Source organism: Brevibacillus sp. NSP2.1 (genome assembly GCF_000470975.2).
GTDB classification, from domain to species: domain Bacteria; phylum Bacillota; class Bacilli; order Brevibacillales; family Brevibacillaceae; genus Brevibacillus; species Brevibacillus agri.
Genome location: NZ_CP048274.1, coordinates 4,082,183 through 4,109,018, shown reverse-complemented (window position 1 = coordinate 4,109,018; position 26,836 = coordinate 4,082,183). Strand labels below are relative to the sequence as shown.

Genomic DNA, 26,836 nt, shown 5'->3' with positions numbered 1-26,836 from the left:
TGTATCTTTTTTCATGTCAGTTTGTATCCTATTGTTTTCTGTAACGGACAAGTATTTTTCCAGGAGAAAGGATGATAAGTGTGTACATTCCGAAGCTATACCGCATAGAGCGTGCGGAGGCGGTGCAAATGATGAAGTCGAACCCGTTTGCCTTGTTGGTTACCGTCGATGGACAACGCCCGTTGGCAACGCACATTCCGGTGGAAATTCGCGAAGAGGACGGGAAAATTTTTGCGACTGGGCATATCGCATACGGAAACATGCAAAAGAAAACGCTGGCGGACAATCGCGATGTGCTGCTTGTTTTTCAAGGGCCGCACGCTTACATTTCGTCGAGCTGGTATAAAAGCGAATCGGTTCCCACCTGGGACTATCTCGCTGTACACGCGTACGGAACCGCCCGTATTCTCGCGGGGGATGAGCTGAAAACGGCTTTGGCTGGTATGCTCAGACATTATGAAGCGCACCGGGAAAACGGCCGGCTTTGGGAGACGTTTGCTCCAGAGCTGTTGGAGCGAGAAATGAAAGGAATCGTCGGTTTTGAGGTGGAAATCACCTCGCTCGAAGGGGCGGCGAAAATGAGCCAAAATCGCGATAACGTCGACTATCAATCCATTGTGACTGAGCTTGAAAAATCAGAGGAACAAAGAGATATTCAGGTCGCCAAGTGGTTGCGTGAGCAGCGGAAAGAGCTGTTTTAAGCATCTGCAGCATGATGACCGCTTGCGGCCAGGGCAAAACCGATGTAACTAAGAAGGAGTTGCCGTTTATGGAATTTTCAACAATTTGGCTGTTTGTCGTTGCTGCTGCTGCCTTGCTTATAATACCTGGACCTGCCGTGTTGTACATTATGGCCAGAAGCATCGAGCAAGGGAGGCAGGCGGGGCTGGTATCCGTGCTTGGCGTATCGCTTGGCGGCGCTGTTCACGTCTTGGCAGGCGCGGTTGGCATTTCTGCGATTTTGATGACATCCGCGACAGCATTTACGGTCGTGAAGTATTTGGGTGCGGCTTATTTGATCTATCTTGGGTGCAAGACTTTGTTTTCCGCATCAGACAACAAGGCTTCGGAAATAGCGCAAGCCCCGCAGAAAAAATGGCTCAAGATATTATGCGAATCCGCGCTCGTAGAAGTTATGAATCCGAAGACAGCCCTGTTCTTTTTGGCATTTTTTCCGCAGTTCATCTCGCCTTCTGCCGGATCGGTCAGCGGACAGTTTTTGCTTTTGGGCGCGATCTTTATTACGCTTGCCTTTGTTAGCGACGGCTTGTACGCCTTGCTTGCGGCGAGCATTCGCAAGCGGATGAACGTGAGTGCGAAGCTGCAGAACCGAGTGACGGGCTACGTCTATATTGTACTCGGCGTATTTTCCGCCTTTGCTAGCCCCGCGAAAACGTAGGATCGTTTGTGGCACCACAAAAAGCGATTCCGGTTTGAAACAATCAGTGCAAGGAAACGGAGAGATCAATGATGCCGAAATTTATCGTGGAAGATGATTTTTGGTCGTTATTCCCGCAGGCCAAAATTGGCACGGTGATTTGCCAGGGAATCGACAATGCCGTAAGGGACGTTGCATTTTACGAGAAGCTGTTGCGGGAGGCGGAGCAAGAAGCCCATACATTTCTCGATTGGGAAGAGTTCAGCAGCAATCCGGTCATCCTCGTCTGGCGCGAAGCTTTTCAGAAATTCAAGACGAAAAAAGGGGCGCGCTGTTCCATTGAAGCTTTATTGAAACGAGTGAAAAACGGTCATTCCATCGGAACGATCAACCCGCTTGTTGACATTTACAATTCCATTTATGAAACAAGAAGTGACGCGTTTCATCTGGCGCTGAACGAACTGGCTGAATCCGTGTCGCGCAACCTGGGCGGCGCGGTGAAGGTGGAAGTACTGGACAGTCAGCATAAAGTGATGACGATTTTGGGGTAAGGACAAATAGCCTCACGATAGCAACAAACACTGCTACCGATAGCACAGCGCGATGCGAAAAAATAGTCGCGGCCTTGTGGTCACAGAACAAACAGAACCGAACAGAAGCACGACTCACTCGCGGCGACGATGGGGCGTGCTTCTTTTTACCGCGAAAACGGTTGGCAAGGCGAGCGAGCATTCATTTATTTTTCTTTGTCAGGCAGTTTTAGCAAGATAAACACTAAAGCCCAAAATATACCGGCTAGTAGTATATTGCTGCCTCCGCCAAAAAATAATCCGGTGAAAAAGCCCAAGCCGATTACGATGAATGTTTCTAATAATTTGGACATATTTCAATTCTCTTCCTTTTTTTGTTATCTTTTATATATAATAACACTGTAACAACAAATGTAAATGGAGGTAATGTTATGAAGTTTTTAGCATCCGCTCTTTGTGTCGGACTAGCAACTACATTAATATTAACTCAAGTGGGGAGTGAGAATGCAATAGCGAGGTGAGGAAATAAATCCCAAAGAGATCAAGGACTATACTAAGGCTGAACTCAAGATAAATCGCTCATCAGAAGATGAAGGAACTGCGCCAAAACTGATGGGGGTAGGAGTCTATGAACAAGGTGGTGCCAGACATGTTGATTATATATTTGACCAACTAGACGAAGTTCCTCTAGATGAGATTCGAGAAGAAATCCAAGAAAAAGTGGAACTGGCCGAACGTAAGAGGTTCAGTAATGCTATATCTTTAAAAGCTTCGGCAAGTTATGAGGATGATACTTATTCTGATTCTTACACATATAGAGTAAGAGATGAAAATAGAAATGAACTTGCGGGTGTGTATACTAGCAACGTTGATTATACAAGGCGTGGAATCTCAACGTTAAAAGGCAAGAAAGTCTCTGTTTGGGATGTAAAGTTTTTCAATCAAACCGATCCCAGAAATAATTACCAAACCCGCGAACTAGCAATGAGATATAGACATACTGGCAGTGATGCTAACGAACAGACAATTCGCTCATACGGTCCATTTACAACAGATACTGATTCTACTGCTTCTGTTGGGTTATCAGGTTTAGTTCCATCGGTAAGTTGGACATTTAATACGAAATCATCAAGCATAACTGATGAATCTAGCCTGTCTGATAATTACACGAAGTGGGTTGTCGACTTTGCGTTAGGAACGAGGACAGCAAAAAATAATTTTGTATATGAACCAGGTGTTCGTGTTACCAATAACGATGCAGCAATCGTTTTTAAACATAATCACTATATTAATTATTACAGAAATCTTAATTCTCAGGCAAAGCTCAACACGGGAACTATTGAATTAATATTAACCGATTTATAAGACAGACTGATCAGGTACGGAGTGAAGGGCAGGGCTATCAATGGTTGGGCGCTGCACAATCAAACAGAAAGAGGCACGGCTCACTCGCGGCGGCGACGTGGCCTTGCCTCTTTTTTTTGCACGAATAACTGTTGCAAAGCGAACGATGCTGGTCGGTCAAATGGCGCCGCCTCAAACATATCGCCCCCAGTGTATGGCGGCGGGACTGGGGGCGAAAGCATCGCGTTAGCAGACTGGCTAAAATCTAAACATGAGCAAGCTCAGGAGCTTGTGCATGAAGGGGCGGAGAGATCAGCCACCCTTTTTCCTTGAGAATGCGCAACAGTCGATAGCCAGACTGCGCTTTCGTCATGTGGAACTCCCCGAACATCATGCCGATATCTTCGCGGATGGACTGGCTCATGATCTGGCTGCACGTCAGCAAGCCGCCTGCGATATCCCGGGAGATGCCAAGCGCAATCTCTGAATCGTTCAGCCGTGCGCCAACGGGAATGCTGTTCGCATCGGCGACAGGCCGATCGGGAGGAGTGGGCGGCAAGCCGACGCCAGCCAATTTGAGCAAATCCTCCAGGCGCTCTATTTCTTTTTTCATCGTTTGCATGAGGTCTTCGAGGAAGTCTTTCAAATCCGTATCGCCAGCATGGTTCATTGCGGTTTGATAACCAGCCAGCAGCGCTTTAGTTGTCGCTAAATAAACCCAGACGCCAAATACTTCGCCATAATGCATCGGCTCATTCTTTGGATTCCCACCAAAAATTCCCATGCGCGTCCTCCTTATGATCCTATGATCGCGGTCATCTGGCGTGGCCGCCTGCTTTTTCCCGCCTCCTGATAAGATGCTCCACGGACCAAAAATTCTTCATGGCAATTTTAGACACAGCGGCCTCCGCCACATTTTTTAGTAGAGATATTTTGAACAGTCAAAAAAGAACTGGTAAAGATAGTGAAAAAGATAGTAAAGATCGTGCAAAGATTAATAGTTCGAAAATTAGTAATATTTTGTTGCGTCACCATCTTTCCTTTTACCATCGAGACAAAGGGGGCATTTTCTGTGAAGAAAAAGCGTATGCTAGGTTCCATTTTTGTTCTGTCCGTTTTGCTTGCAACCGCTTTGGCAGGGTGTTCGGGCAGTCCGCAGTCGCAAACAGCTACGGGTAACGCCAATTCCGGCCAAGCTGCCAGCAGCACCGCACCAGCCACATCGGCAGCAGGTGGCGGCACGCTGGTCATCGCACGCTTGTCTGATGCGAACAACCTCGATCCGCATTTCAGCACACAGATCAACTCCATGGCAGTGGTTCAGCACAAAATGTACGAGGGACTCGTGATGATGGATCGCAACAGCGAGTACAAGCCGCTTTTGGCCACCGAATGGAACCAGAAAGACGACGTCACATGGGAGTTTACCCTGCGGGATGGCGTGACCTTCCACGTCGGTACGCCGTTTGATGCGGAAGCGGTGAAAAAGACGATCGAGCGCATTTTGGACAAAAACGAGCCGACCCCGAAGGCGAACATGTTCGGCATGATTAAGGAAGTCAAAGTCGTCGACCCGAAAAAAGTGGAAATCATTTTGCATTATCCGTTCGCGGGTCTGCTCTCCGTACTCGCCAGCGCCGAGGGCGGCATCATCAGCCCGAAAGCGATCGAGCAGTACGGCAAAGACTTGTCCAAGCACCCGGTTGGCACAGGGCCGTTCGTGTTCGAATCGTGGACGCCCGGCCAGGAAATCGTGATTGTCAAAAACGAAAACTACTGGGGAACGAAGCCGAAAGTCGACAAAGTCGTGTTCAAAACCATACCAGAGGATACTACCCGCGTCGCCATGGTCGAGACAGGCGAAGCCCATGTCGCCGAGCAGCTTCCGGTCACCGAGCTGGAGCGGGTCCAAAACTCGCCGAACATGTCGCTCGGCCGCTTCGAGTCGTTCGCCGTGGACCACATCGGGATGAACGTCAAGAAAAAGCCGTTTGACGACGTCCGCGTGCGTCAGGCGATTGCCCATGCGATCGACAAGGAAGCGATCATTCAAGGCGTGTACAACAATGTAGGCAAAGCCGCCAATTCTTCGCTCGGCCCGAAAGTGATCGGATACAGCCCGGACATCAAGGCGCCGGAATACGATCTGAACAAGGCCAAGCAACTGCTCACCGAAGCAGGGTACGGCAACGGCTTCAAGGCGACGATCTATCTCAATGACAACAAGGCGCGGATCAATGTCGCGGAGGTGCTGCAATCCCAGTTGAAAGGCATCGGGATCGACCTGCAAATTCAGGTGATGGAGTTCGGCGCGTACCTGGAGCTGGCGGCAAAAGGCGAAGCGCAAATGTTCATCAGCGGCTGGGGCAACGCGACAGGCGACGGCGACTACAACCAGTACAACCTGTTCCACAGCACGTCCGCAGGCGTTCCGGGCAACCATTCCTTTTACAGCAATCCGAAAGTCGATGCGCTGATCGAAGCGGCTCGCAAGGAAAAAGATCCGGAAAAACGCAAGCAAATATACGCCGAGGCGCAACAGATCGAGATGGACGAGGTGCCGCTTCTGCCATACCGCAGCAGCGAAAACCTCGCCGCCATCGCGAAAAACGTGCAGGGCGTCTACATCAGCCCGTCCGGCTATATCGAGGTAAACGATGTGACGATCCAATAGATGTAGCGCAAGCTCTCTCCCGCGAGACAGGAGAGAGCTTTTTCTATGTCAGGCTCAGGCGAATTTTTGTCAGGGAGAGACGAGCAGCAAAATCGAGCGGACAAACACGATCGCGATTATGGCAGTTAATCCGAAAAGCGCATAGGCTTTTCTCCGATTTTGGTTCCAGGCTAAAAAGCTTACAGACCCGCTGTAAACGAGCATGCTTGTCAGCGCCAGAATAGGGAAAAATGCCGTAGAGCTAATCAGCGACAAGATAAGGAAGATAGTAATCGCCCACTCTAAGACTTTCATCCAGGTAGGGAGGTCTTGCATGAGCTTCACCCCTCGTTTCTGTATCAATTTTCCAGTTCTACTATATGGAAAAACTGAAAAAGAGTAAAGATAGTGAAAATACAAGTAAACAGAGTGAAAAAATAAAGCCTGAACAGTAGGTAAAATGAAACGTGCGCGAATGATCGAAAAATTCAACGACCGTCCCGGAAGACACCACGCGCCTCGCGATGGTCGAGACAGGCGAAGCGCAGGTCGCGGAACAGTTGCCTGTCACCGAAGTAGACCGCGTGCAAAACTCGCAAAACATGACGCTCGGCCGCTACGCCGCGTTTTCCAGCGAGCACATCGGCATCAACACGAAGAAAAAGCCGTTTGATGATGTGCGCGTCCGCCAGGCAATCGCACTCGCCGTCGACAAGCCAACGATCATCCAAGGTGTGTACAACGACGTCGGAACCGTCGCCCATTCCTCCATCTCGCCTGCCATGGTCGGCTACAGCCCGAACGTGAAAGACCTCGGCTACGATCTGGAAAAAGCGAAGCAGCTTCTCGCGGACGCAGGCTATGCCAACGGCTTCAAGGCAACGGTGTATCTCAATGACAACAAGGCGCGAATCAACGTGGCCGAAGTGCTGCAGCAACAGCTCAAGCAAATCAACATCGACCTGGATGTAAAAGTGCTGGAGTTCGGCGCCTACATCGACGCGGCGAGCAAAGGCGAGACAGACTTGTTTATCAGCGGCTGGGGCAACGCAACAGGCGACGCTGACTACAACCAGTACAACCTGTTCCACACAAACTCTCACGGCGCTCCGGGCAACCACTCCTTCTACAGCAATCCGGAAGTCGACAAGCTGATCGAAGACGGCCGCAAAGAGAAAGACGAAGAAAAACGCAAACAAATTTACGAAAAAGCACAGCAGCTCGAAATGGATGAGGTCGCGGTGATCCCTTACCGTTTCGCCGAAAACCTGGCAGCAATCGAAAAAGGCGTAGAGGGCGTCTGGATCAGCCCGGCCGGCCACATTGAAGTTGACGACATCACGCTGCCGTAACCACACACACCACACCGATTTACCACAAGCGAAAAAAGAGACGAGTCGCAGCATAGCCAAGCCCTTCAAACCGATGCTCGCCACCGAATGGAAGCAGCTCGACGATGTGACGTGGGAGTTCAAGCTGCGCCAGGGAGTCGTTTTTCACGACGGGACACCGTTTGACGCAGAAGCCGTGAAAGCGACGTTTGCCCGCGTCCTCGACCCGCAGGTAGGCTCGCCGCGCGCCGCCCAGTTTCAAATGATTCAGGAAGTGAAGGCAGTCGACGAGCATACGGTGCAAATCAAGCTCGCTTATCCGTACTCGCCACTGCTGTCCATCCTCGCCAACCACGAAGGCAGCATCATCAGCCCGAAAGCGATCGAGCAGTACGGAAAAGAGTTGAGCAAGCATCCGGTCGGCACGGGGCCGTTCGTGTTCGAATCGTGGACGCCCGGACAGGAAATCGTACTCGTGCGCAATGACAACTACTAGGGCGAAAAGGTAAAATACGCAAAGGCCATCTTCAAGGTAGTCCCGGAAGACACGACGCGGATCGCCATGGTCGAGACGGGCGAAGCCCATGTCGCGGAGCCGCTGCCCGTTACCGAGATCGAGCTGAAGGAAGTTCCGGTCATTCCGATCCTCACCATCGACCACGTGTCGGTCACGGCCAAGGACGTCAAAGCTTCTGGCTGAGCCCGGTCGGGTACCCGATGCTGGACGAAGTGACGATTCAATAACGAATGGCAAATTACGACAGAGCAAAAGGGATGGCGCAACAGCGCTGTCCCTTTCTTCGTCACCGGGAGGAAAGTACGGGCTGCACAGTCCGGGAGCCCCGTTCGCCTCGCGCAAGTCCCCTGTCGAATGGAGAGATTCGCCAACAACCCAGTAGCCAGCGTCCCTTCCAACTGGTAAGGTGGTAGAGACAACGAAACCGACGCACGAATGAGGTGGAGAGAGTGAAGGAAGAGCTTCTGGATATTTTTGACGGTGCGGGCAACCACATCGGGGTGGAGGCGCGCAGCGACGTACACCGTCTCGGCTACTGGCATCAAACGTTTCACTGCTGGATTTACCGGATTCATGCTGGACAGGTAGAACTTCTGTTCCAGAAAAGACATCCGCAAAAAGATACGTGTCCCGATCTGCTCGACATTACTTCGGCAGGTCATTTGCTCGCCGCAGAGCAGTCCTGTGACGGGGTGCGCGAATTGCAGGAGGAGCTTGGGCTGGCCGTGCCATTTGAGCAGTTGCGCGAGATCGGCGTGATTTCCGATGTGATGACTTCGCCAGGGATTATCGACAAGGAGCTGTGCCACGTGTTCGCCATCGCCTGCGACCAGCCGCTGCACGAGTATCGCTTGCAGGCCGATGAGGTCACCGGGCTTTTCTGGGTGAAGCTTCACGAGTTGGAGCAACTGTTTGCGGGCCAACTGCCGCATGTCGAGGCGCAAGGGTTTTTGACCGACGAGGCAGGGCGCCGCTGTGAGGCAAATGTACAAGTGGACGAGAGCGCTTTTGTTCCCCATGAAACGCATTATTACGAAGCGGTGTTTCGCGCCATCAAAAGTTGGAACGAGTAGCAAAAGGAACGGCGCCGCCCGCAAAGCGCCGCGCCCTTTTCCGGCTTCCTGTCTGGCGATGGAGACGGTTGCTGGCCGCTTTTTGCAAAGTGTTTGAACGCCTTTTTTGTTTCGTAGGTAAGCAATGTTTTGTGTTATACTATGACAACGCTTTTCGGCGAATCGAGCTCGTGTGTAGATAGAGAGAGGAGATCGAGATGAGAGTAAAGATTATGGTCGCGCTGATGCTCTCGACCTTCCTGGCCGCCATGGAAGGGACGATTGTGAGTACAGCCGTGCCGCGCATTACCAGCGATTTGTCAGGATTCGAGCTAGTGAGCTGGGTGTACGCCATCTACATGCTGGCGACAGCCGTGTCTGCGCCTATTTACGGAAAGCTCGCTGACTTGTTTGGACGCAAAAATGTGCTGTTGATCGGGATCGGCATCTTTTTGCTCGGCTCCACGCTATGCGGCGTGGCGATGACGATGGGCCAACTGATCGTCTTCCGGGCGATCCAGGGCTTGGGTGCTGGCGCCGTAATGCCGATTACGATGACGATCATCGGCGACTTGTACACGGAACAGACGGCGAGAGCGAAGGCTCAGGGCTGGATCAGCGCTGTCTGGGGGCTGTCAGGCGTCGCAGGGCCGCTGGTCGGTGGCTTTTTGGTTGATACGCTTTCCTGGCGTTATATCTTTTTTCTGAATTTGCCATTCGGACTCGTGTCCTTTTTCATGCTGGTCTGGTTTTACCGCGAGAAGCTGCTGGCCAAAGCGAAGCGCCATATCGACTACCCGGGGGCGCTGATCTTCACCGTGGGCACGATCGCGCTTTTGTACGCGCTGTTGACGGGCAGCCAGCATCAGTCCTGGACCAGTCCGGTGACGATTTCCTTGATCGTCTTTGCGGCAGTGACCTATCTGGTGTTCGTTTCGGTGGAAAAGAAATCGCCGGAGCCGCTGATTCCGCTCTCGCTGTTGACGAACCGCAATGTCACGATGATTAACATGCTCACCTTCCTCACCAACGGCATCGTCATCAGCATGGTCGTCTACTTGCCGATCTGGAGCCAGGGCGTGCTGGGCGAAAGCGCGACGATGGCGGGCTTCGTCCTGACGCCGATGCCGGTCTGCTGGACGATTGGCTCGGTGCTTTCCGGCAACTTGCTGGGCAAGCTGCGCGCCGAGCAGTTGATTACGGGCGGGACCGCCATTTTGACCGTTGCCGCCACGCTGCTGACCATCCTGTCCTCGCACTCGGCCGGCTATTTGATTTACGTGGCCGTAGGCTTGATCGGCCTCGGCATGGGGCTGATTAGCCCGATCGTGATGGTCAAAATCCAGGCGTCGGTCCCCGTGGACAAACGCGGCACAGCCGTCGCGCTCAACACGTTCACAGGGACCTTCAGCCAAACGTTCGGGGCGGCCGTTTTCGGCATGCTGTTCAACCTGATGACGGTAGCAGGGGGGCATGCGAACCTGGGAGCTTCCTTTGAAACAGGCTCCCTCCCTGCCGGAGAGCTGGCAGCGATCCGCGACGTGCTTGCCTCCGGCGTTCACGTCGTCTTCACAGGCGCCCTTGTGATTGCCGTAGGCTGCTTCCTGCTGTCGCTTTTGATCGCCAGAAGCCAAAAGCAGCAAGCACAGAGCCAATAGCCGTATAAGGGATACCAGCAGCTAATGAGCTCCTGGCATCAAATAAAGCCGGTTTTCACCAAACCTTATGGTGTAACCGGCTTTATGTTTAACGGCAGGAGTGATTTTAATGGGGCAAGACTTTTCCGATCAAAGTGATACTCACTACGGGATTGAATAGAGGGGCAAACAATCGCACGCTGGATTAATCCTGCGCGGAGGTTTTCCCATTTCTCCATGTTCTTCGAATAGATATGGTCTTTACTCCGTTATGCTAAGAAGTACGAATATAATTAAAAAAACCGATCAATACGATCATGCTCAAAATAATCAAACCTGCATATCCAACATACAGTAATAATTTCTGGGGAGTTTTGTTCATTATCATCAACACCTTTTCAAAAGTTTCCAGGTACTTACTTATATACCGCGATGTGTGTTTTTTCAAGTGTATAATTCGCTGAATATTCATTCGAATTAACGGGAGTAGCTAGAAAAGGAAGCTAATTAGACTGACGGTACATAACTGGTCCTGATTCCGGAAGTTATATCGCAGAGGTACCATGCTCAAGCCGTATAATTAAATCTTATTGATTAACTGACAGCGCAATGTCATATTCGTTTTAAAATTAGATAATAATATTCAAAAACACCAAAAGCTTTGGTGTTTTTGAATATTGCTTATTTAAAGTCGACGAAAACTTTATCAAGGAATACGCCAGGGGTACTGCCGTTATAATAGTAAGTTTTATCGAATCCAAAGTTTGCAGCCATATTAGCGTTTGAATCAGAAGATGCAGACAAACGTATAAATGCGTGATAGCGATGCCCGCCTTCTAATACAGCTAAAACAGATTTTGTTGGAAATGATCCTTCATAATTTCTAACAGTCTGTGACCCTGTTAGAGTAGCACTATCAAGTTCAACTTCTCCAATGATAGCCCCTGTCGTTAAGTCCTTAACAGCACCGACTATTTTATATTGAGAAGTGCCTGATCCTAACATTGCACCATATCTTCTACCATAAAATGAAATATACGCTGTTTTAGATCCGGATCCTTGCGGTGTAAACTCTGGGCCAACCCACGTCTGAACTTCGGCATACCCTAAACCAGAGGTAGTTCCCCAGCCAAGTAACTTTCCGCCACTTGAAGTTGTTGTGTAGTAATTACCACCTGCAGTACCGTTATATTGGGTTCTTTTTGTGAAACTTCCTGAAGTTGTATAATATAGGGTGCTATCGACCCCTAATGTCATACCTGATCCACCTGAATCATTGCCTTTTATGCGTATTCGATTCGCTAACCAAGAATTATAGTCGTTCCAAAAGTTCTCGTCTAGATTTGGTTGAACTATTTTCTTTCCTTCGTCAGCGGCAAATGTCGGAGAAATTGAAGTAGCTAAAGACAGCGTAAGAGAAAGTGCAGCAACAAACCCCTCTTGCATATTTTTGGATGATATAGAATATATTTTATATATTAAAGGAGATTTGATGGAAAAAACGTAGAAATATGTAAAATTATGAAGTTTTTATATTCTGAACATTATTTCTTTAATTGATTTAATGGATGAATTCATTTAATTAATGAATGCGTTACTCTCTTTAGCTGCATAATCTAGGCGTCGGCCGCCCGGTCGGCGCTTTTTGCGGTAGACAGACAAAGGTGGCTGAATAGGGAGTTTTCCAAAATATCCAAAAATATGTTGCCATGCCCCACTATGATTCTATAAAATTTTTTTAGACGGAAGTTCATTCGAGCGTGTACAGACAGGAGTGTGTGACGATGGACGAGATTCGCCCTGTTTCTCGAAACGATATTGACGAGGTAGTCAGAATAGCCGCCATGGCCTATCCGGGAAGCAACCTCCTGGGGACGGAAAGCAGACAGCAGTTCGCAGAACGCGTCAAAAGCACGCTGGAAAATGACCCGAATGTCAGCTATCACGGGTGCTATCGGGATGGTCGGCTCGTAGGGATCATGAAGTGGTACGACCTTTCCATGTATGTGTACGGCATCCCGCTGCTGACGGGGGGAATCGGTACGGTGGCCGTGGACCTGCTGCACAAAAAGGAAAAGGTCGCAAAAGCGATGCTGCATGGATTCCTCTCGGCTTATCGGGAGCGGGGGATTCCGCTCGTCTCGCTCTATCCGTTTCGTGTCGATTTTTACAAGCAGATGGGCTTTGGCGCAGGCAGCAAAATCTATCAATACAAATTCAAGCCGGCGAGCCTGCCCTATACAGGCAAGGAACAGATCGTGTACTTAAAAAAAGAAGACAAGGAGCAGGTGCTGGCCTGCTACCAGCGCGTTGCCCGGCAGACGCACGGGATGATCCGGCGGACGGAGCGGGATATCGACAGCCTCTTGAACGTGCCGGAAAAAGTCGTGGTCGGCGTCCAGAAAGAAGGCAAGCTGACAGGCTATATCGCCTTCCAATTTGAAAGCGCTCACGCGGAAAACAAGATTTACAACAACCTCGTGGTCAAGGAGCTTTTGTACGAGTCGCGCGAATCGCTGGCCCAGCTCCTTTCGTTCCTGCACAGTCAGGCAGACCAAATCCAGCGGATCGTCTTGACGACGCCTGACGAAGATTTTCACCTGCTCTTGTCTGACCCGGGAAATGGCACCGACAGGCTTTTGCCCGGCGTCTACCATGAGAGCCATGTCTCGGGAGTCGGGCTGATGTACCGGGTGATTGACGTGCCGGGCTTTTTCCGCCAGCTCGCCGAGCATCGCTTTGGCGCAGAGACAATAAGCTTGCGCCTGACCGTGCGCGATTCGTTCCTGCCGGAAAACGAAGGGACGTGGCTGGTGCAGTTCCAGCACGGACAGGCTCATGTCGCCCGCGATGGACAAGCCGACGTGTCGGTCGAACTGGACATTTCCGATTTCTCCTCGCTCGTGATGGGGGTTGTCCGTTTCAGCAAGTTGTACGAGTACGGAATGGTCGAGCTGGACGATACAGCTTTCTTGCCGCAGTTGGATCGGCTCTTTTCCTCCGCGCAGAAGCCGCAGAGTATGACCGCTTTTTAATTTTGGAATTGTCATTATTTTGCCACGAATGGTAATCTTATTTTGCTCCTCCCCATATCTTGGTAACAAATGGGGAGGGGGCGGAACTTATGATTTATTTTACCATGGTCATCTTTTTTGCTTTTTTGCTGGTTGTCTGGTTTGTGATAAAGCTCCTCTTTCGATTGGAAAAGCGCGACTCGATCGAGTATGACCAAAGAGAGCTGTGGGAACAATTTGGCACAAAGTTGCAGGAAATACGGCACAAGAAGCAGAAAAAATAAGCGAGGCGTCAGCTATAACGACGCTTGTTTTTCTTTTGCGGCATAAGCGCTTCCAGTCGATGGCGACGCTTGCGAATAAGCGGCAGAGGCAAGCTGGTGCCGGACGCGTAAAAGCGCTTCACTTGACTGTTTGGCCGAAGTACAATGTAAAGGAAGATGGGGACAATGGCAGGTAGACCAGAGGGCAATCGACGCGAACATTTCAGACTGAAGCTGGAGTATCCCCTCTGTGCGGACATGACTATTGTCCTGGTAAAAGGAAGAACCATGGAAATTGGTAGTTCGAAGGTATTGGTTCAGGATATCGGGGCAAGAGGATTGTGTTTTTTGTCTCACCTCAAAATGCCTGCCAGCGATCAGCTCGTCCTGCAGTTTGAGATGAAGCTGTGCGCAGTCCCGCTGAAAATATACGGACATGTGGTGCGCTCCCGCTTGTGGGAGCAGGCGTTTTATGAATATGGGGTTTTTTTCACGATGGACGAAATCCGGCATCTGGAGGTCAGTCGATTGGTGAACCGGCTGGCGATTCGCTATCGGCAAAATCGGGGAATAACAGAGGGAAACTATTGGAAGGGTGATCGGCAAGCCTTCCTGCGAGAGCTTGCCCTCGTCAGCCAGACTTTGGAGACGATAAAAGCATAGCGGAGGCGATAGACAAAAAGCTCCCTTGTTTGCGCAGTTGCGCGGCATGGAGCTTTTTTCTTTTGACATAAAACAAACATAGTGTTAAATTGCCTATAATAAAACAAACGAATTGAGGATGTGTTTGATTTGAACGTGATGGAACAGTTTTGGAACGCATCTTTGCAGGAAGCCAAGCAAGGGTTTGTGGAGCGGACGCACGATTACTTGTGCCTGCTGTGTGGGGAGCAAGTGGAAAAAGGCATCATTTACCCGGTCGACGGCGCCCTGTTCGAAGCGTCTCGCTATATGCGCCACCATATCGAGCAAGAGCATGAATCGGTGTTTGCCCATCTGAGCGGGCTGGACAAACGGCTGAGCGGGCTTTCCGACCATCAGGCAAGCCTGCTGCGTCTGTTTTTTGCCGGCAAGTCAGACGCCGAGGTGCAGGCGGAGCTGGGCATTGGCAGCGCTTCTACGATCCGCAACCATCGCTTTGCGCTAAAGGAAAAGGAGCGGCAGGCAAAAGTGTTTTTGACGCTGATGGAGCTGCTGCGCGAAGCGGATCAGGACGGCCCGCCTGCTGCCGCGAAAAAGGGGAAGCCGCAAAAGCAGGAGGAAGTCCAGGTGGAGTCCGGCTCTGCCGAGTATGAAGCGATTTTGCAAAAATATTTTCCGCAGGGGCGAAGCCATGCTCTGGACCGGATTCCGCGCAAGCACAAGCACAGGCTCGTCGTTTGCCGCGAAGTCGCCAAGCACTTTGCGCCGGACAAAATTTACAGCGAGCAGGAAGTCAATGACATTTTGCAAGCTGTCTGCGCCGATTACGTCACGCTGCGGCGGTATTTGATCGATTACGGCTTTTTGACCAGAGAGGCAGATGGCAGTGCCTACTGGCGCACGGATCAGGACAGCGGCGAAGAGGCGCAGGAGGAGAAGTCTGCGAATCGCAAGCAAGCGCTCAAGCAGATGTACAAAGAAGTCAAAAGCGAAGCGGGAGTCTACCAGATTCGCAACAAGGTGAACGGCAAAATTTTGGTGGCGAGCAGCGCGAACTTAAAAACGATCAACGGGAAAAAATTCATGCTGCAGCACGGCTCGCATCCGAACCGCGAACTGCAAAAGGAATGGAACGAGCTGGGGGCGGACGCGTTCGAGTTCGAGGTGCTGGAAGTGCTGAAGCACCAGGACGACCCGAATGTAGATGTCAAGGATGCTTTGGAAAAACTGGAAGAAAAATGGGTGGAGAAGCTCGCTCCGTACAACGAGCGCGGCTACCATCAGGAAAAGCGGATGTAGTGGGGCCGATCAGCAGCAGGCTGCCTTTTTGCGGGCGGCCTGTTTGCCGTTTAGTCGTCCAGCAGGCGAAAGCGCTCCAGATGGTCGCAAAGCCCTGTCCGCTGCAAAATCTCTTTTTGTCTGGGCCCGATCAGGTCAAAGTGGGGAAACGGCTGGCGATGGTGGATATAGGCGGGGTTCAGCCCGTTCGCTGTGCACCAGTCCGCCAGCTTTTGCGTGTCGGCACAGCCTACCTTCGTCACCGTCTTTATCCCGGGAAAACGCGGGTCCAGCCAGTAATGGGTCAAAAAAGCGATTTCCCCGCGCTGTACGGCCTGTTTCCACTGGTTCAGCTCTAATCGCGAAATGCCAAATGCCACGAAGTCTCATCCTCTTCCTTTTCAAGCTGGCTCGCATCGCTTGCGAGCTTGGTCGTTCTCCTTATTATAACAAAAAGACAGCCTCCGTCCGGCGTGCAGACGGAAGCTATCCTTTTGGGCTTGAGGCCAAAGCTTAGCGAACCCCTTGAGGAAGAGAAGGAGGGATGTAGTTCAGTTCTTCGTCTGCCGTGATGTAGTCGGTATTGACCATGAGCAGCAAGTAGCGCTTGCCTGTTTGCGGGTCGCTGAGGATGATGTGGTCGCGCCCGGCTGTCTCCAGCACGCCGCGGAAAATTTTGGCGTTCCATTGGCTGTTGTTTTCAAACGTTTGGTAAACCGTAATCACTTTGCCGCGATTCATGCGCAAAATGTTTTCGATGTACGATTCTTCCATGACTTGCCCAGGCGTGTAAGGCGTGCCGGGGATCAGCGCGCCGCTTGGCTGCATAGGAACCAATTGCGGCTGCTGTTGCTGCATCCCGTAGGGAAACTGGGTGGAAGGATACATGTCATACCCGTATGGATAAGGTTGGTAGGGGATTTGCTGACTCATGATGAACTCGCTCCTTTATCTATCTGCTAGTAAACGCGCGGACAATCCTCTCGTGAGGGAACGTAGAAGCAGTGCGCCTTGTAACGCCCGGAATTCGCCTGATTCCACCAGGTAGGGGGGCAGTTTCCGGTCGGGCGGTAAAACCAAAGCGCATTGGTGGCGGGACGGGTTCGCTCCCCGTTAATTGTGCGCTGGGCCAAACGTCTTTCCCGATCGCGGGCGCGCTGGTAAAAGTACGGTTTTTGGACGGCTTCATACCCGCCGGGAGATTGGTACACCATATCGCGCATCGTCCGAATGTTTTTAAAATCGAGGCAGTTGGCGAGAATGCGGTTCACGCCGACGTTGCCGACCATGAGCATGCCCAGCTCGCCTTCTCCTTCGGCTTCAGCGCGGATCAATCGGGCAAGCATATCGACGTCATTACTGTTCGCTTTGATGACGGCCATTGCTTCACCTCCTCCTAAAACTCACAATGACAATATATGGGCGTATAACAGATCGGTGAATGTTCCTACGAATTTTTTCGCAGCAAGGAAGCTTCCGTTGACGTTAACGTAAACGGGAGGTAAAATATGGTTAGTCAATTATTTCTGAATATTTAAAAAGTGTCGTGAAGGAGCAGGCGTACATGAACAGAGAAGCCGACGAAAAGCGAACATCATGGTCGATCTCTGATCTTGCCCAAGAATTGGATGTCAGCACGAGAACGATCCGCTACTACGAGGAAGTCGGCTTGATTTTGCCGGCGCGAACGGAGCGGGGAATCAGGTACTACAGCCGCCAGGACCGGGCCAGGCTGCGCTTGATTTTGCGGGGAAAGCGCTTCGGGTTCTCCCTGGAGCAAATTCGCGAGATGATCGAGCTGTTTGGCGAGGACCGCAGCGGACGCGCCCAGCTTTTGCGCGCGATTGAGTACGGCAACCAGAAGCTCGCGGAGATTGATGAAAAAATCAGGGAGCTGGGCCAACTGAGGGAAGACATTCTCGCCTACAAGCGAGGATTCGAACAAAAACTGCTGGAAGAACATGGGGAGGGAAAACGATGAACGTATCAGCTTTGCTTGCTGCCAACGGACGCAAATATCCCGACAAGCCTGCGCTTGTTGCGGGAGAGGTGGAAGTTACTTTTTCCGAGTGGAACGAGATCGCAAGCAGGTGGGCTTACCGCTTGAGACAGCAAGGGGTCGAGCCGGGCGATCGCGTCGTGCTGATGCTGCCGAACTGCCCGGAGTTTGCTTTCTTTTACATAGCCGTCATTCGCTGCCACGCGCTTGTCGTGCCGATCAATGCGCGGTCGACGAAGGAAGAGGTGCGCTATATTTGCGAGCACGCACAGGCAAAAGCGCTGATCGTTCACGAAGCTCTCGTCCATGCCGTCAATGAGTGGATCGAAGAGGAGCCAGGGCTGATCGCGATCAAGACGGGGAACAGCCAGGGAGCGTGGGTAGGGACCGCGGCCTGGGAGACGGAAGAAGACGTCCTGACGCGGCTGGATGAATTTGCGATCAACCCGGACGCTCCCGACCTGACGGAAGACAGCGAAGTCAGCATTTTGTACACGTCAGGCACGACCGGGCGGCCAAAAGGTGTGCTCTATACGCACAGAAGCTTGCTGACCGTCGCCAAGATGATGGCGATCGAGCTGTCGATCCAGCATCGTTCGCGGATTCTCCAGCTCATGCCGCTCAGCCATTCCGCACCGCTGCATCTGTTCTTCATCTCGGGGCTGATGGTGGGAGCGACGCAGGTGATGGCGCTCACCTTTTCTCCGGAGCTGCTTTTGTCGCTCGTGCAAAAACACCGGATTACGCATTTCTTCGGGGCGCCAGTTGCCTACTTGCTGACGATGAAGCATCCCGAGTTTGCCAAGTACGATTTGTCGTCGATCGAATATTGGATGTACGGCGGCGCTCCTTTGTCCAAGGAAATGGCTACGCAGATGGAGCAGGCATACGGGCGGGACAAACTGGCGTGCGTCTACGGCCTGACCGAAGCCGGGCCTACTGGCACGCGCTTGCTGCATCGCGAGCACCCGGACAAGGTGGGCAGTGTCGGGAACCGCGGCGTTTTGTTTGCCGAAGTGGAAGTCGTGGATGAAAACGGCCTTCCCGTCCCGGCGGGTACCCCCGGCGAAGTGCGCGTGCGCGGCGAAGGCTCGATGAAGGGCTACTACAACACCCCCGAAGCGACCATAGAGACGCTGCGCGACGGCTGGATTTACACGGGGGACATCGGGCGCTTCGACGAGGACGGCTTCCTGTGGATCATCGACCGGAAAAAAGACGTCATGATTACGGGCGGGATCAATGTTTACCCGAAGGAAATTGAACAACTGCTGGAGCGCCATCCGGCGATTGCCGAAGTGGCCGTCGTAGGCTTGCCGCATCCGGAGTGGGGCGAGACGGTGACCGCCTATCTGGTGCTGCGCCCGGACGTGGACGCGAACCGCGATTGGCTGGCGGAGGTGCGCGGCTTTTTGAGCGGCCATCTCGCCGATTACAAGCTGCCGCGGCAGGTGGCAGTCATTCCTCAGTTGCCGAGAAATACGAGCGGAAAAGTGCTCAAGCACGTCTTGCGCGATTCGACCTCGGAAAAGGAAGTGGAGCTGACATGAGCGAGCTGCAAGCGAAAATCGACCAGCGCCGGTACAGTGACAACATCCCTCATCCGCGCCCGGGCAGCGAGCAAAACTTTTTCGCCGCCGATCCAAATCTTCATTATTTGCTCCAACGCTATTTGCCTGCCGCCATGCACGAGTGGGCGACACAGCAACTGCATTGGCTGGGAGCACAAGCGGCGGGGCCATTGGAAGAGCGGGCTGCCTATACGGATCGGGAAGGCAAGCCGCGCCTGCGCAAATACAACCGGCTGGGCGAGGACGTCTCGGAGATCATCACGAACGAAGGCTACAAGGAAACGGTGGCGGACGTGTACGGAGCGGGGATTGTCAGCTATTTGTACCACGACATTCCGGAGCTTGGACGCAAGGCGCCCTACAGCTATTCGTTCTTGATGGGCTATCTCGTCAGCCAGACCGAGCCGGGCTTTTATTGCCCTGTCACGCTCACGATGTCGGCGGCGTACTTGATCGACCGCTACGGAAGCGACGCGCAGAAAAAGCAGTATCTCAGCGGACTGACCTCGCGGGATCGCACCCGGTTGTACGAGGGCGCGACCTGGCTGACGGAGCGCCAGGGCGGCTCGGATGTGGGAGCGAATCTCACGGTGGCGAAGCCCGTGGAGGGGCAGTCTGGCGTCTATCGGCTGACAGGCGAAAAGTTTTTCGCGAGCAATGCAGGGGCGATGGTCGCCACCGTGCTGGCGCGAATCGACGAGAGCAAGCCGGGCACAAAAGGGCTGGGACTGTTTCTCGTCCCGTGGCTCAAGCCGGATGGGACGCGCAATCAGATCGAGGTGCGGCGCCTGAAGGATAAGCTCGGCGTGAACGCGGTGCCGTCTGCCGAGATCCTGCTCCATGGAGCGGAAGGCTACTTGATCGGCCAGCCGGAAAACGGCTTCAAATACATGGCGGAGGCGCTTAACCTGTCGCGCATTTGCAACGCGGTGGCATCCATCGGCATTATGCGTCGGGCGCTGTACGAAGCGAAATATTACGCGAGCCAGCGCCGGGCATTCCAAAACCCGATCGACCAATATCCGATGGTCAGAGAGATGCTGGTCAGCCTGCTGCTCGATACGGAAGTGAGCACTGGCGCGGTGTTTGACATGATTGCCGTGTACGACCGCCTGCAGGATGGCTCGGGAAGCCGCGAAGACATGGCGCTCGCCCGGCTGCTGATTCCTTTGCTGAAATACCGGACCGGAGAGGAAGCTGTCGAGGCCGCCCATGCGGCGATCGAGATTCACGGCGGCAACGGTTTTATCGAAGAGTACGTTACGCCGCGCCTGCTGCGTGACGCCCAGGTTTTGACGGTCTGGGAGGGCACGTCCAACATCCTCGCCCTGGACATTTTGCGCGTCATGCAAAAAGAAAACAGCCATGTCGTGTTCGCCCGGCTGCTGCGCTCCCGTAGCGAAGGCTGGCGTCACGCCTTTTCACAGCCGTTTGCCGAGCTATTGCAAGCAGAGCTTGCGGTTTTGGAGGAAAATATCTCCTATCTTTTCCGGCAGTCGCCTGATTATGTGACATATAAATTGAAGGCGCTCGCCGACCACATGATCGACCTGTACGCGCTCTCCTGCATCGTCAGCGAGGCGGAGGACCAGGTGGCCAAAGACAACAACGCGCGCAAATACGTGCTGGCAAAGCTGTATGCGCAAAAGCATTTGACGCCAAAAGCAAAGCGCGGCATTCAAGGCGACGAACTGCTGGACGTCCAGTTTTTCCGCGAGCTGCTGGACTGCGAGCCGATCCCGGTGGAAGCGCTCCAGCAGCAGACGGCCTTTGCTTCCGCTACCTGAAAAAAACAAGCGAAAAAACGCCCGGGCAGTTGCACATGGCACGCCCGGGCGTTTTTGGTTGTCACGACAGCTTTTCAGGCATAGCGTTTTCGGCGCTTGTTCCAGATGAACCAGCCGATCGCCACAAGCGCGGCGGCGCCCAGCAGAGTGACCTCCAAGTATTCATCCAGCAGCACTTTGGCATGCTTGCCGTACAGGTGAAACAAGGTTCCGATCAGAAAAAATTTCAAGCCCCGGCCGACGATGGCAAAGAGCATGAGCTTTGTCAGTGAGTAGTTGAACACGCCGCTCAGCACGGTAAACACCTTGAACGGAATCGGAGTAAAAGCGCCGATCAGCACGGCAGCGTCCCCGTTTTTGGCGAATTTCTCGGTGGCGACCACGACCCATTTTTCCGGAAGCAGCTTTTGCAAAATCGGTTTGCCGAGCCATTTGCCGAGCAAAAAGCCGATCGGCGCGCCGAGAATCGAGGCGGTAAAGGCCACGGTCGCAAAGCGGAGCGCTGAACCGGGGTCGAGCAGACTCATCGCAATTTGCATAAAAAAGGGAGGAATCGGACTGATGAACGAATCCAAAAATGCCATGCCAAAGAGTCCCCATATTCCATATTGCATGAACAGTTGTGTGATTTGATCGAGCATGAGCATCTCCTTAGGACGTTTCCTCTCGGGTTTCCATTATACAGGAAAAAATCGCATTTCAGTAGTTAGGATATGTCGCTTTGTCCAAACACAGACCGCCAATTGGCTGATCCAACAGTAGGGGATACGTTTTTCTACGCCGGGGGGTTACGTTTTCCTGGCGTCTTCTCGCTTTGGGGAGATTCGTCCTGCGCGATTCGGCCCGGAAGAAGAGGAGGCGGGTGGTAAAGAAGTCCCTCGCTTTTTCATTGACGATAGGAAAGAATATCCATTAGTATAGAAAAGAAGGACATACAGTATTGGAGGAACCCATGAAGACATTGGGATCGGGGAAAGTCGTTTTTTATGCGCCGGATGGAACCAGCTTGCAGTTGACGGGAGAAATTGACGTGCGCGGAGATCGGGTAGCCGTGACGGAAATCATTTACTTTAACGGCCAGCCGAATGGCGCGCGCGAAACCAATCTGCCACTTTCGCAAACCGTCATTTATTGGGAACCGGAAGTGTATGAGCAGATCGGATATGAATGATACCTATAGCAACAGAAACGGACAGCCCTGCTTTTGGCGGGGCTGTTTTTCGTCGTACCATCGTCGCGCCCTGTTTGTGCCAGCACCCCGAACTATAGCCGTTATGTCCCGATTGTGATATCATGTGGAATGGAATTTACGTAAGGTACGAGGAGTGATCCTTATGATCGATGCTATATTGGAACGTGCCCTTGCCGGAGAACGACTGGGCCTGGAAGACGGCCTCGCTCTGTTTGCCAGCAATGAAATTGAGAAGATCGGACACTACGCCAATCTGGTGATGCAAAAGCACCACCCAGAGCCCATTGCCACGTTTGTCATCAGCCGAAATGTGAACTACACGAACATTTGCGATACGTATTGCCGCTTTTGCGCCTTTTACCGTCGTCCCGGTTCAAGCGAAGGCTATGTATTGCCCAGAGAGACTATTTTCCAAAAGATTCAGGAGACAATTGACGTCGGCGGCACGGAAATCTTGATGCAGGGCGGGACCAACCCGGATCTGAAGATCGACTATTTCACCGACCTGCTGCGCGCGATCAAGCAGCGCTTCCCGCAAATTACGATGCACTCCTTGTCGGTAGCGGAAGTGATTAAAATCGCGGAAGTTTCCAACATGACGGTCGAAGACGTGCTCAAGGAACTGAAGGCCGCAGGGCTGGATTCGTTGCCGGGAGCGGGCGGCGAAATTCTCGACGACCGTACCCGCCGCAAAATTTCCCGCCTGAAAGGCTCGTGGAAAGAGTGGATCGACACGCAAAAAGCTGCTCACCGCATCGGCTTGCCAGGTACGGCGACGATGGTCATCGGCTTCGGCGAGGAAATGGAAGAGCGCGTGCTATCCCTGATGCGCATTCGCGAAGCACAGGACGAGACGCACGGCTTCAAGGCGTTTATCGTCTGGACGTTCCAGCCGGACAACACGAACATGAAAGCCGTGAACAACACGCCGGAGGAATACCTCAAGACGCTGGCGATCAGCCGACTGATGCTGGACAACTTCGAAAATCTCCAGGCTTCCTGGGTGACGATGGGTCCAGAGTACGGCCAGCTTTCCCTTTCCTACGGGGCAAACGATTTCGGTCAGACGATGATGGAAGAAAACGTCGTCTCGGCAGCCGCATGTACCTACAAGGTGAACACCAACCAGATTCTCGAACTGATCCGTGGCGCAGGCAAAATCCCGGCGCAGCGCAACACCCAGTACGACATCTTGCGCGTGTTCAAGGACGGCGAGATGGCGGAAAGAGATTTTGTGATGCAAAACTAAATGAAAAAACGTTCAGCAACACGCTGCCAGATCGTCTTTTCGCAAGAGCGGAACAGACGATCTGGCAGCGTGTTTTTCTATCCCCACGGACAACTTCCAATCCCCGGTTTCCAATCGTTTAAAAGTATATCGCCCATAAAGGGACATATACTGTAACTACAATTGCGGTTGGGGGGATGAAAATGCAAACGTTTCGCGTCTTGCTGGAGAATGTCCCTGAGCATAGTGGCACGTATCGCGTTATCGTAAATGAGATGATGGAGCGGGTCAATACTGCCCCGGTGCGCATTACATACAAGGAGCAGGAACAGGACGACTACTGCACGTTCCTTTTTCAAAGCTGGTGCGAAGAGGAATACGATGCGCAGACGATAGAGTGGGCGAGAGCTTTTGTGGCATTGACATTGGCGGAGTGGGTGACGCAGGTCAAAGAGCCGGCGATCATGCAGGAAATGGCTGCCGATCTGTTGGCGGCGGAGCAGATGGAAGAAGAATGGCCGGAAATTTTTCCCTACATTGAGCGCATGTGCCGAGAGATCGAGCTGGACGGACGCGAACTGCTGGCCGCCACGACTCGAAAGGCAAACGTCTACCGCAAAGCCTTTTTATACTTGGAGCAGGAGCGAACTATCAACGTATTGGGGTTCGTCAGGTTCCGGCTGCAGGAGCATTGGAATGAACTGTTCGAGCTGGTCGAATCGGGAATCGACGAATATTTGGAAGACAAGCAATACCAGGAATTTGTCGAGCTTCTGCGCTATTTTATCGCCGTACAGGAAGTGAAACAGGAAGTGGTCCATGTTGTTCCTAGTGTGGACAAACCTTTCCATCTTTATGACAAAAAGGGAGACCGCCTTTGGCTGGAACAGCTCGATTCCGTGCTGAGCATGGACGAACAAAAATGCCGCGATGAAGATTACTTGGTCAGCGCGCTGGTTACACTGGCACCGGAGAGCATCGTTCTGCACATGGCCGGGGAGAAGCCGGGGCTTGTGCAAACGATCCGCAGCATTTTTGACAGCAGGCTCATCACCTGCCATTCCTGTTCGTTATGCCTTGGGCAAAGACGTGTACTTGACGGGAACAATCCGACTAAACTATAATTAGCAGCAACAAGAGTGAATATCGCTTACAAATACGATGAGAAGGACATGGACGATATCGAGATCGCTCTAGAGAGGCGGGCCTTGGCTGGAAGCTTGCTGCGAGACGATATGGATCTACCCCCTTCGAGTAGCAGCCGGGAACGAAGCGTACGCTTTTACTAACGGCTTGCCGGTTCCATACCGTTACCATGTCAATGAGGAGTTTGTTTGGGCATCCGTTTTGCACGGCCCGTTTTGTAAAAACAGACTTGAATTAGGGTGGTACCGCGAGAATACACTCGTCCCTTCTGGGATGGGTGTTTTTTATTTTCTCAAAAACAACAAACAGGAAGGAAGAATCCAAGGTGGCACAAATTAACGTAACGTTCCCGGATGGAGCAGTCCGTCAGTACGAAGCTGGGATCACCATCGAAGAGATCGCAGGCTCCATCAGCGCGAGCCTGAAGAAAAAAGCAGTAGCCGGCAAAAAAGACGGCAAAGTCGTGGATCTGTACACGCCGCTTGAGGATGACGCAGCAATTGAAATCGTGACCCTCGATTCGCCGGAAGGCTTGGAAGTTTACCGTCACAGTACCGCTCACTTGCTCGCCCAGGCAGTAAGACGCCTGTACGGCAGCGAAGTCAAATTCGGGATCGGTCCTGTGATCGAAGACGGCTTCTACTACGACATGGACATTCCGGTCTCGCTCTCGCCAGAAGACTTGGGCAAGATTGAGGCGGAAATGGAAAAAATCGTGAAGGAAGACTTGCCGATCCGCCGCAGAGTCGTCAGCCGCGACGAGGCGACAAGAATTTTCCAAAACCTCAACGACCATCTGAAGCTGGAACTGATCCGCGACTTGCCGGCGGATGCGACGATCACCCTGTACGAGCAGGGCGAATTTTTCGACCTCTGTCGCGGCCCGCACTTGCCGTCCACTGGCTACATCAAAGCGTTCAAGCTGATGAGCGTGGCAGGTGCATACTGGCGCGGAAAAGCGGAAAACCAGGTGCTGCAGCGCGTCTACGGTACCGCTTGGCCGAAAAAAGCGGATATGGACGAATATCTGCACTTCATCGAAGAGGCGAAAAAGCGCGACCACCGCAAACTGGGCAAAGAGCTGGAGCTGTTCATGTTCTCCGAGGAAGCGCCTGGCATGCCGTTCTACCTGCCAAACGGCTTCACTGTCCGCAACGAGCTGGAGCAGTTCTCCCGCCGCCTGCAACAGCTTGCCCAATACACAGAGGTGCGCTCGCCGTTCCTCATGAACGAGCGCCTCTGGAAAGAATCCGGTCACTGGGATCACTACAAGGAAAACATGTACTTCTCTGAAGTCGACAACGCGACTTACGCCTTGAAGCCGATGAACTGCCCAGGACACATGCTCATTTACAAAAACGCAATGCATTCCTACCGCGACTTGCCGATTCGCTATGCCGAGTTCGGCCAGGTTCACCGCCACGAATATTCCGGCGCGCTGAACGGCATGCTGCGGGTTCGCACCTTCTGCCAGGATGACGCACACGTATTCGTCCGCCCTGACCAGATCGAGAGCGAAATCAAAAACATGATTAAGCTGATCGACAAAATCTACAAAGTGTTCGGCTTTGAATACAGCGTAGCACTTTCGACTCGCCCGGAAGATTCCATGGGCTCCGACGAGCTGTGGGAAACAGCGGAAAGCTCCTTGAAAAAGGTGCTGGAGCAACTGGAAATGCCGTATGAAATCAAGGAAGGCGACGGTGCGTTCTACGGACCGAAGATCGACTTCCAAATTACCGACGCGCTGAAACGCCGTCACCAATGCGGAACCATCCAGCTCGACTTCCAAATGCCGGAGAAGTTCGACCTGACTTACGTGGGCCAAGACAACGAAAAGCATCGTCCGGTTGTCTTGCACCGTGCGATGTACGGCTCCATGGAGCGTTTCATCGGCATCCTGATCGAGCACTACGCAGGCGCATTCCCTGTCTGGTTGACTCCAATCCAGGCGCGCTTGATGAACATCAGCGAGGTGCACATTCCGTACGCCGAGCAAGTCAAAGAAAAGCTGCAACAAGCTGGCATCCGCGTAGAGCTGGATGCGCGCAACGAAAAAATCGGCTACAAAATCCGTGAAGCGCAAGTGCAAAAAATCCCGTACATGCTGGTTATCGGGGAAAAAGAAGTGACAGACGGCACTCTGTCTGTACGCAGACGGGGAGTAGGCGATGAAGGCGCCATGACCGTTGATGAGTTCGTGGAAAAAATCCGCGCCGAAATCAACGAAATGAAGTAAAGCAAAAAGGGCAGTTCTCACCCGAACGGTGGGAA

At 52.5% G+C, this 26,836-nt stretch carries 24 protein-coding genes, 2 pseudogenes and 1 other annotated feature; of the genes and pseudogenes, 19 read left to right on the top strand and 7 right to left on the bottom strand.

Features of this window, described 5'->3' with window-relative positions; translation table 11 throughout:
* Positions 1 to 71 precede the first annotated feature (71 nt).
* From M655_RS19905 to M655_RS19895, 3 genes are all read left to right on the top strand, one after another.
* Complete coding sequence (locus tag M655_RS19905) at positions 72 to 701, top strand: FMN-binding negative transcriptional regulator (protein ID WP_286085869.1); 630 nt, start codon at positions 72 to 74, stop codon at positions 699 to 701.
* 68 nt (positions 702 to 769) lie between these two features.
* A complete protein-coding gene (locus tag M655_RS19900; protein ID WP_026557741.1) occupies positions 770 to 1,399 on the top strand; it encodes a LysE family translocator in 630 nt (209 codons plus the stop codon).
* A gap of 71 nt (positions 1,400 to 1,470) precedes the next feature.
* A complete protein-coding gene (locus M655_RS19895; RefSeq protein ID WP_026557742.1) occupies positions 1,471 to 1,929 on the top strand; it encodes a B3/B4 domain-containing protein in 459 nt (152 codons plus the stop codon).
* Positions 1,930 to 2,114: 185 nt separating this feature from the next.
* Here M655_RS19895 and M655_RS19890 read toward each other — a convergent pair whose 3' ends face one another.
* Entirely contained in the window at positions 2,115 to 2,261 is a 147-nt protein-coding gene (locus M655_RS19890; protein WP_007783774.1) for a hypothetical protein, read from the bottom strand.
* A 259-nt stretch (positions 2,262 to 2,520) separates the two neighbouring features.
* Between M655_RS19890 and M655_RS19885 the strand changes: the two genes are divergently transcribed.
* The gene (locus M655_RS19885; protein WP_007783777.1) at positions 2,521 to 3,273 is read left to right on the top strand and encodes a hypothetical protein; all 753 of its coding nucleotides are present in this window, start codon (positions 2,521 to 2,523) and stop codon (positions 3,271 to 3,273) included.
* Positions 3,274 to 3,517: 244 nt separating this feature from the next.
* Here M655_RS19885 and M655_RS19880 read toward each other — a convergent pair whose 3' ends face one another.
* Positions 3,518 to 4,036 carry a DUF3231 family protein gene (locus M655_RS19880; RefSeq protein ID WP_007783780.1) on the bottom strand — a complete coding sequence of 173 codons (519 nt, stop codon included), beginning with the start codon at positions 4,034 to 4,036 and terminating at the stop codon, positions 3,518 to 3,520.
* A 288-nt stretch (positions 4,037 to 4,324) separates the two neighbouring features.
* Between M655_RS19880 and M655_RS19875 the strand changes: the two genes are divergently transcribed.
* The 5 genes and pseudogenes from M655_RS19875 (at position 4,325) to M655_RS19855 (ending at position 10,463) form a co-directional block, all read left to right on the top strand.
* Positions 4,325 to 5,926 (top strand): glutathione ABC transporter substrate-binding protein, encoded by a 1,602-nt coding sequence (locus tag M655_RS19875; protein WP_026557743.1) that lies wholly within the window; start codon positions 4,325 to 4,327, stop codon positions 5,924 to 5,926.
* 473 nt (positions 5,927 to 6,399) lie between these two features.
* Positions 6,400 to 7,257 (top strand): annotated as a pseudogene (locus tag M655_RS19870) (ABC transporter substrate-binding protein); the annotation flags it as partial.
* 64 nt (positions 7,258 to 7,321) lie between these two features.
* Positions 7,322 to 7,855, top strand: a pseudogene (locus tag M655_RS19865) (ABC transporter substrate-binding protein); the annotation flags it as partial.
* Between the two features lie 347 nt (positions 7,856 to 8,202).
* Complete coding sequence (locus tag M655_RS19860; protein ID WP_025844169.1) at positions 8,203 to 8,826, top strand: NUDIX hydrolase; 624 nt, start codon at positions 8,203 to 8,205, stop codon at positions 8,824 to 8,826.
* A 197-nt stretch (positions 8,827 to 9,023) separates the two neighbouring features.
* Positions 9,024 to 10,463: an MDR family MFS transporter gene (locus tag M655_RS19855; RefSeq protein WP_007783806.1), complete on the top strand. Its 1,440-nt coding sequence runs from the start codon at positions 9,024 to 9,026 to the stop codon at positions 10,461 to 10,463.
* A 660-nt stretch (positions 10,464 to 11,123) separates the two neighbouring features.
* Here M655_RS19855 and M655_RS19850 read toward each other — a convergent pair.
* Complete coding sequence (locus M655_RS19850; protein ID WP_152344113.1) at positions 11,124 to 11,699, bottom strand: hypothetical protein; 576 nt, start codon at positions 11,697 to 11,699, stop codon at positions 11,124 to 11,126.
* 527 nt (positions 11,700 to 12,226) lie between these two features.
* On the opposite strand from M655_RS19850, the gene M655_RS19845 reads away from it, so the two are divergent.
* The 3 genes from M655_RS19845 (at position 12,227) to M655_RS19835 (ending at position 15,660) form a co-directional block, all read left to right on the top strand.
* A complete protein-coding gene (locus M655_RS19845) occupies positions 12,227 to 13,477 on the top strand; it encodes a GNAT family N-acetyltransferase (RefSeq protein WP_005836153.1) in 1,251 nt (416 codons plus the stop codon).
* Positions 13,478 to 13,896: 419 nt separating this feature from the next.
* Complete coding sequence (locus M655_RS19840; protein WP_307723507.1) at positions 13,897 to 14,382, top strand: PilZ domain-containing protein; 486 nt, start codon at positions 13,897 to 13,899, stop codon at positions 14,380 to 14,382.
* Between the two features lie 129 nt (positions 14,383 to 14,511).
* Positions 14,512 to 15,660 (top strand): DUF2087 domain-containing protein, encoded by a 1,149-nt coding sequence (locus M655_RS19835; RefSeq protein WP_005836149.1) that lies wholly within the window; start codon positions 14,512 to 14,514, stop codon positions 15,658 to 15,660.
* Positions 15,661 to 15,710: 50 nt separating this feature from the next.
* Here M655_RS19835 and M655_RS19830 read toward each other — a convergent pair whose 3' ends face one another.
* The 3 genes from M655_RS19830 to M655_RS19820 all read right to left on the bottom strand — a co-directional run bounded on the left by M655_RS19830 (position 15,711) and on the right by M655_RS19820 (position 17,021).
* The gene (locus tag M655_RS19830) at positions 15,711 to 16,019 is read right to left on the bottom strand and encodes a hypothetical protein (RefSeq protein WP_025844167.1); all 309 of its coding nucleotides are present in this window, start codon (positions 16,017 to 16,019) and stop codon (positions 15,711 to 15,713) included.
* 133 nt (positions 16,020 to 16,152) lie between these two features.
* Positions 16,153 to 16,572, bottom strand: coding sequence for a spore coat protein GerQ (gene gerQ, locus M655_RS19825; protein WP_025844166.1), 420 nt, complete (start codon positions 16,570 to 16,572; stop codon positions 16,153 to 16,155).
* Positions 16,573 to 16,598: 26 nt separating this feature from the next.
* A complete protein-coding gene (locus tag M655_RS19820; protein WP_026557744.1) occupies positions 16,599 to 17,021 on the bottom strand; it encodes a cell wall hydrolase in 423 nt (140 codons plus the stop codon).
* A gap of 182 nt (positions 17,022 to 17,203) precedes the next feature.
* Here M655_RS19820 and M655_RS19815 point away from each other — a divergent pair, with 182 nt between their 5' ends.
* From M655_RS19815 to M655_RS19805, 3 genes are read left to right on the top strand one after another with little or no spacing between them, the layout of a single operon-like run.
* A complete protein-coding gene (locus M655_RS19815; RefSeq protein ID WP_007776524.1) occupies positions 17,204 to 17,620 on the top strand; it encodes a MerR family transcriptional regulator in 417 nt (138 codons plus the stop codon).
* A complete protein-coding gene (locus tag M655_RS19810; RefSeq protein ID WP_005836141.1) occupies positions 17,617 to 19,188 on the top strand; it encodes a class I adenylate-forming enzyme family protein in 1,572 nt (523 codons plus the stop codon). The genes M655_RS19815 and M655_RS19810 overlap by 4 nt, the downstream gene beginning before the upstream one ends.
* The gene (locus M655_RS19805) at positions 19,185 to 20,996 is read left to right on the top strand and encodes an acyl-CoA dehydrogenase family protein (protein ID WP_026557745.1); all 1,812 of its coding nucleotides are present in this window, start codon (positions 19,185 to 19,187) and stop codon (positions 20,994 to 20,996) included. The genes M655_RS19810 and M655_RS19805 overlap by 4 nt, the downstream gene beginning before the upstream one ends.
* A gap of 74 nt (positions 20,997 to 21,070) precedes the next feature.
* On the opposite strand, the gene M655_RS19800 is transcribed toward M655_RS19805, so the two are convergent.
* Positions 21,071 to 21,637, bottom strand: a complete 567-nt coding sequence (locus tag M655_RS19800) for a YqaA family protein (protein ID WP_005836138.1) — start codon at positions 21,635 to 21,637, stop codon at positions 21,071 to 21,073.
* A gap of 311 nt (positions 21,638 to 21,948) precedes the next feature.
* Between M655_RS19800 and M655_RS19795 the strand changes: the two genes are divergently transcribed.
* From M655_RS19795 to thrS, 4 genes are all read left to right on the top strand, one after another.
* On the top strand, positions 21,949 to 22,167 hold the full coding sequence (locus tag M655_RS19795) for a hypothetical protein (protein ID WP_005836136.1): 219 nt from the start codon (positions 21,949 to 21,951) through the stop codon (positions 22,165 to 22,167).
* Positions 22,168 to 22,330: 163 nt separating this feature from the next.
* Positions 22,331 to 23,437, top strand: a complete 1,107-nt coding sequence (gene mqnC / locus M655_RS19790; protein ID WP_005836134.1) for a cyclic dehypoxanthinyl futalosine synthase — start codon at positions 22,331 to 22,333, stop codon at positions 23,435 to 23,437.
* A gap of 182 nt (positions 23,438 to 23,619) precedes the next feature.
* The gene (ytxC, locus tag M655_RS19785; protein ID WP_007776531.1) at positions 23,620 to 24,540 is read left to right on the top strand and encodes a putative sporulation protein YtxC; all 921 of its coding nucleotides are present in this window, start codon (positions 23,620 to 23,622) and stop codon (positions 24,538 to 24,540) included.
* A gap of 28 nt (positions 24,541 to 24,568) precedes the next feature.
* Positions 24,569 to 24,832, top strand: a binding site (T-box leader).
* A gap of 55 nt (positions 24,833 to 24,887) precedes the next feature.
* Complete coding sequence (thrS, locus tag M655_RS19780; RefSeq protein WP_007776535.1) at positions 24,888 to 26,801, top strand: threonine--tRNA ligase; 1,914 nt, start codon at positions 24,888 to 24,890, stop codon at positions 26,799 to 26,801.
* The last annotated feature ends 35 nt before the right edge of the window (positions 26,802 to 26,836 follow it).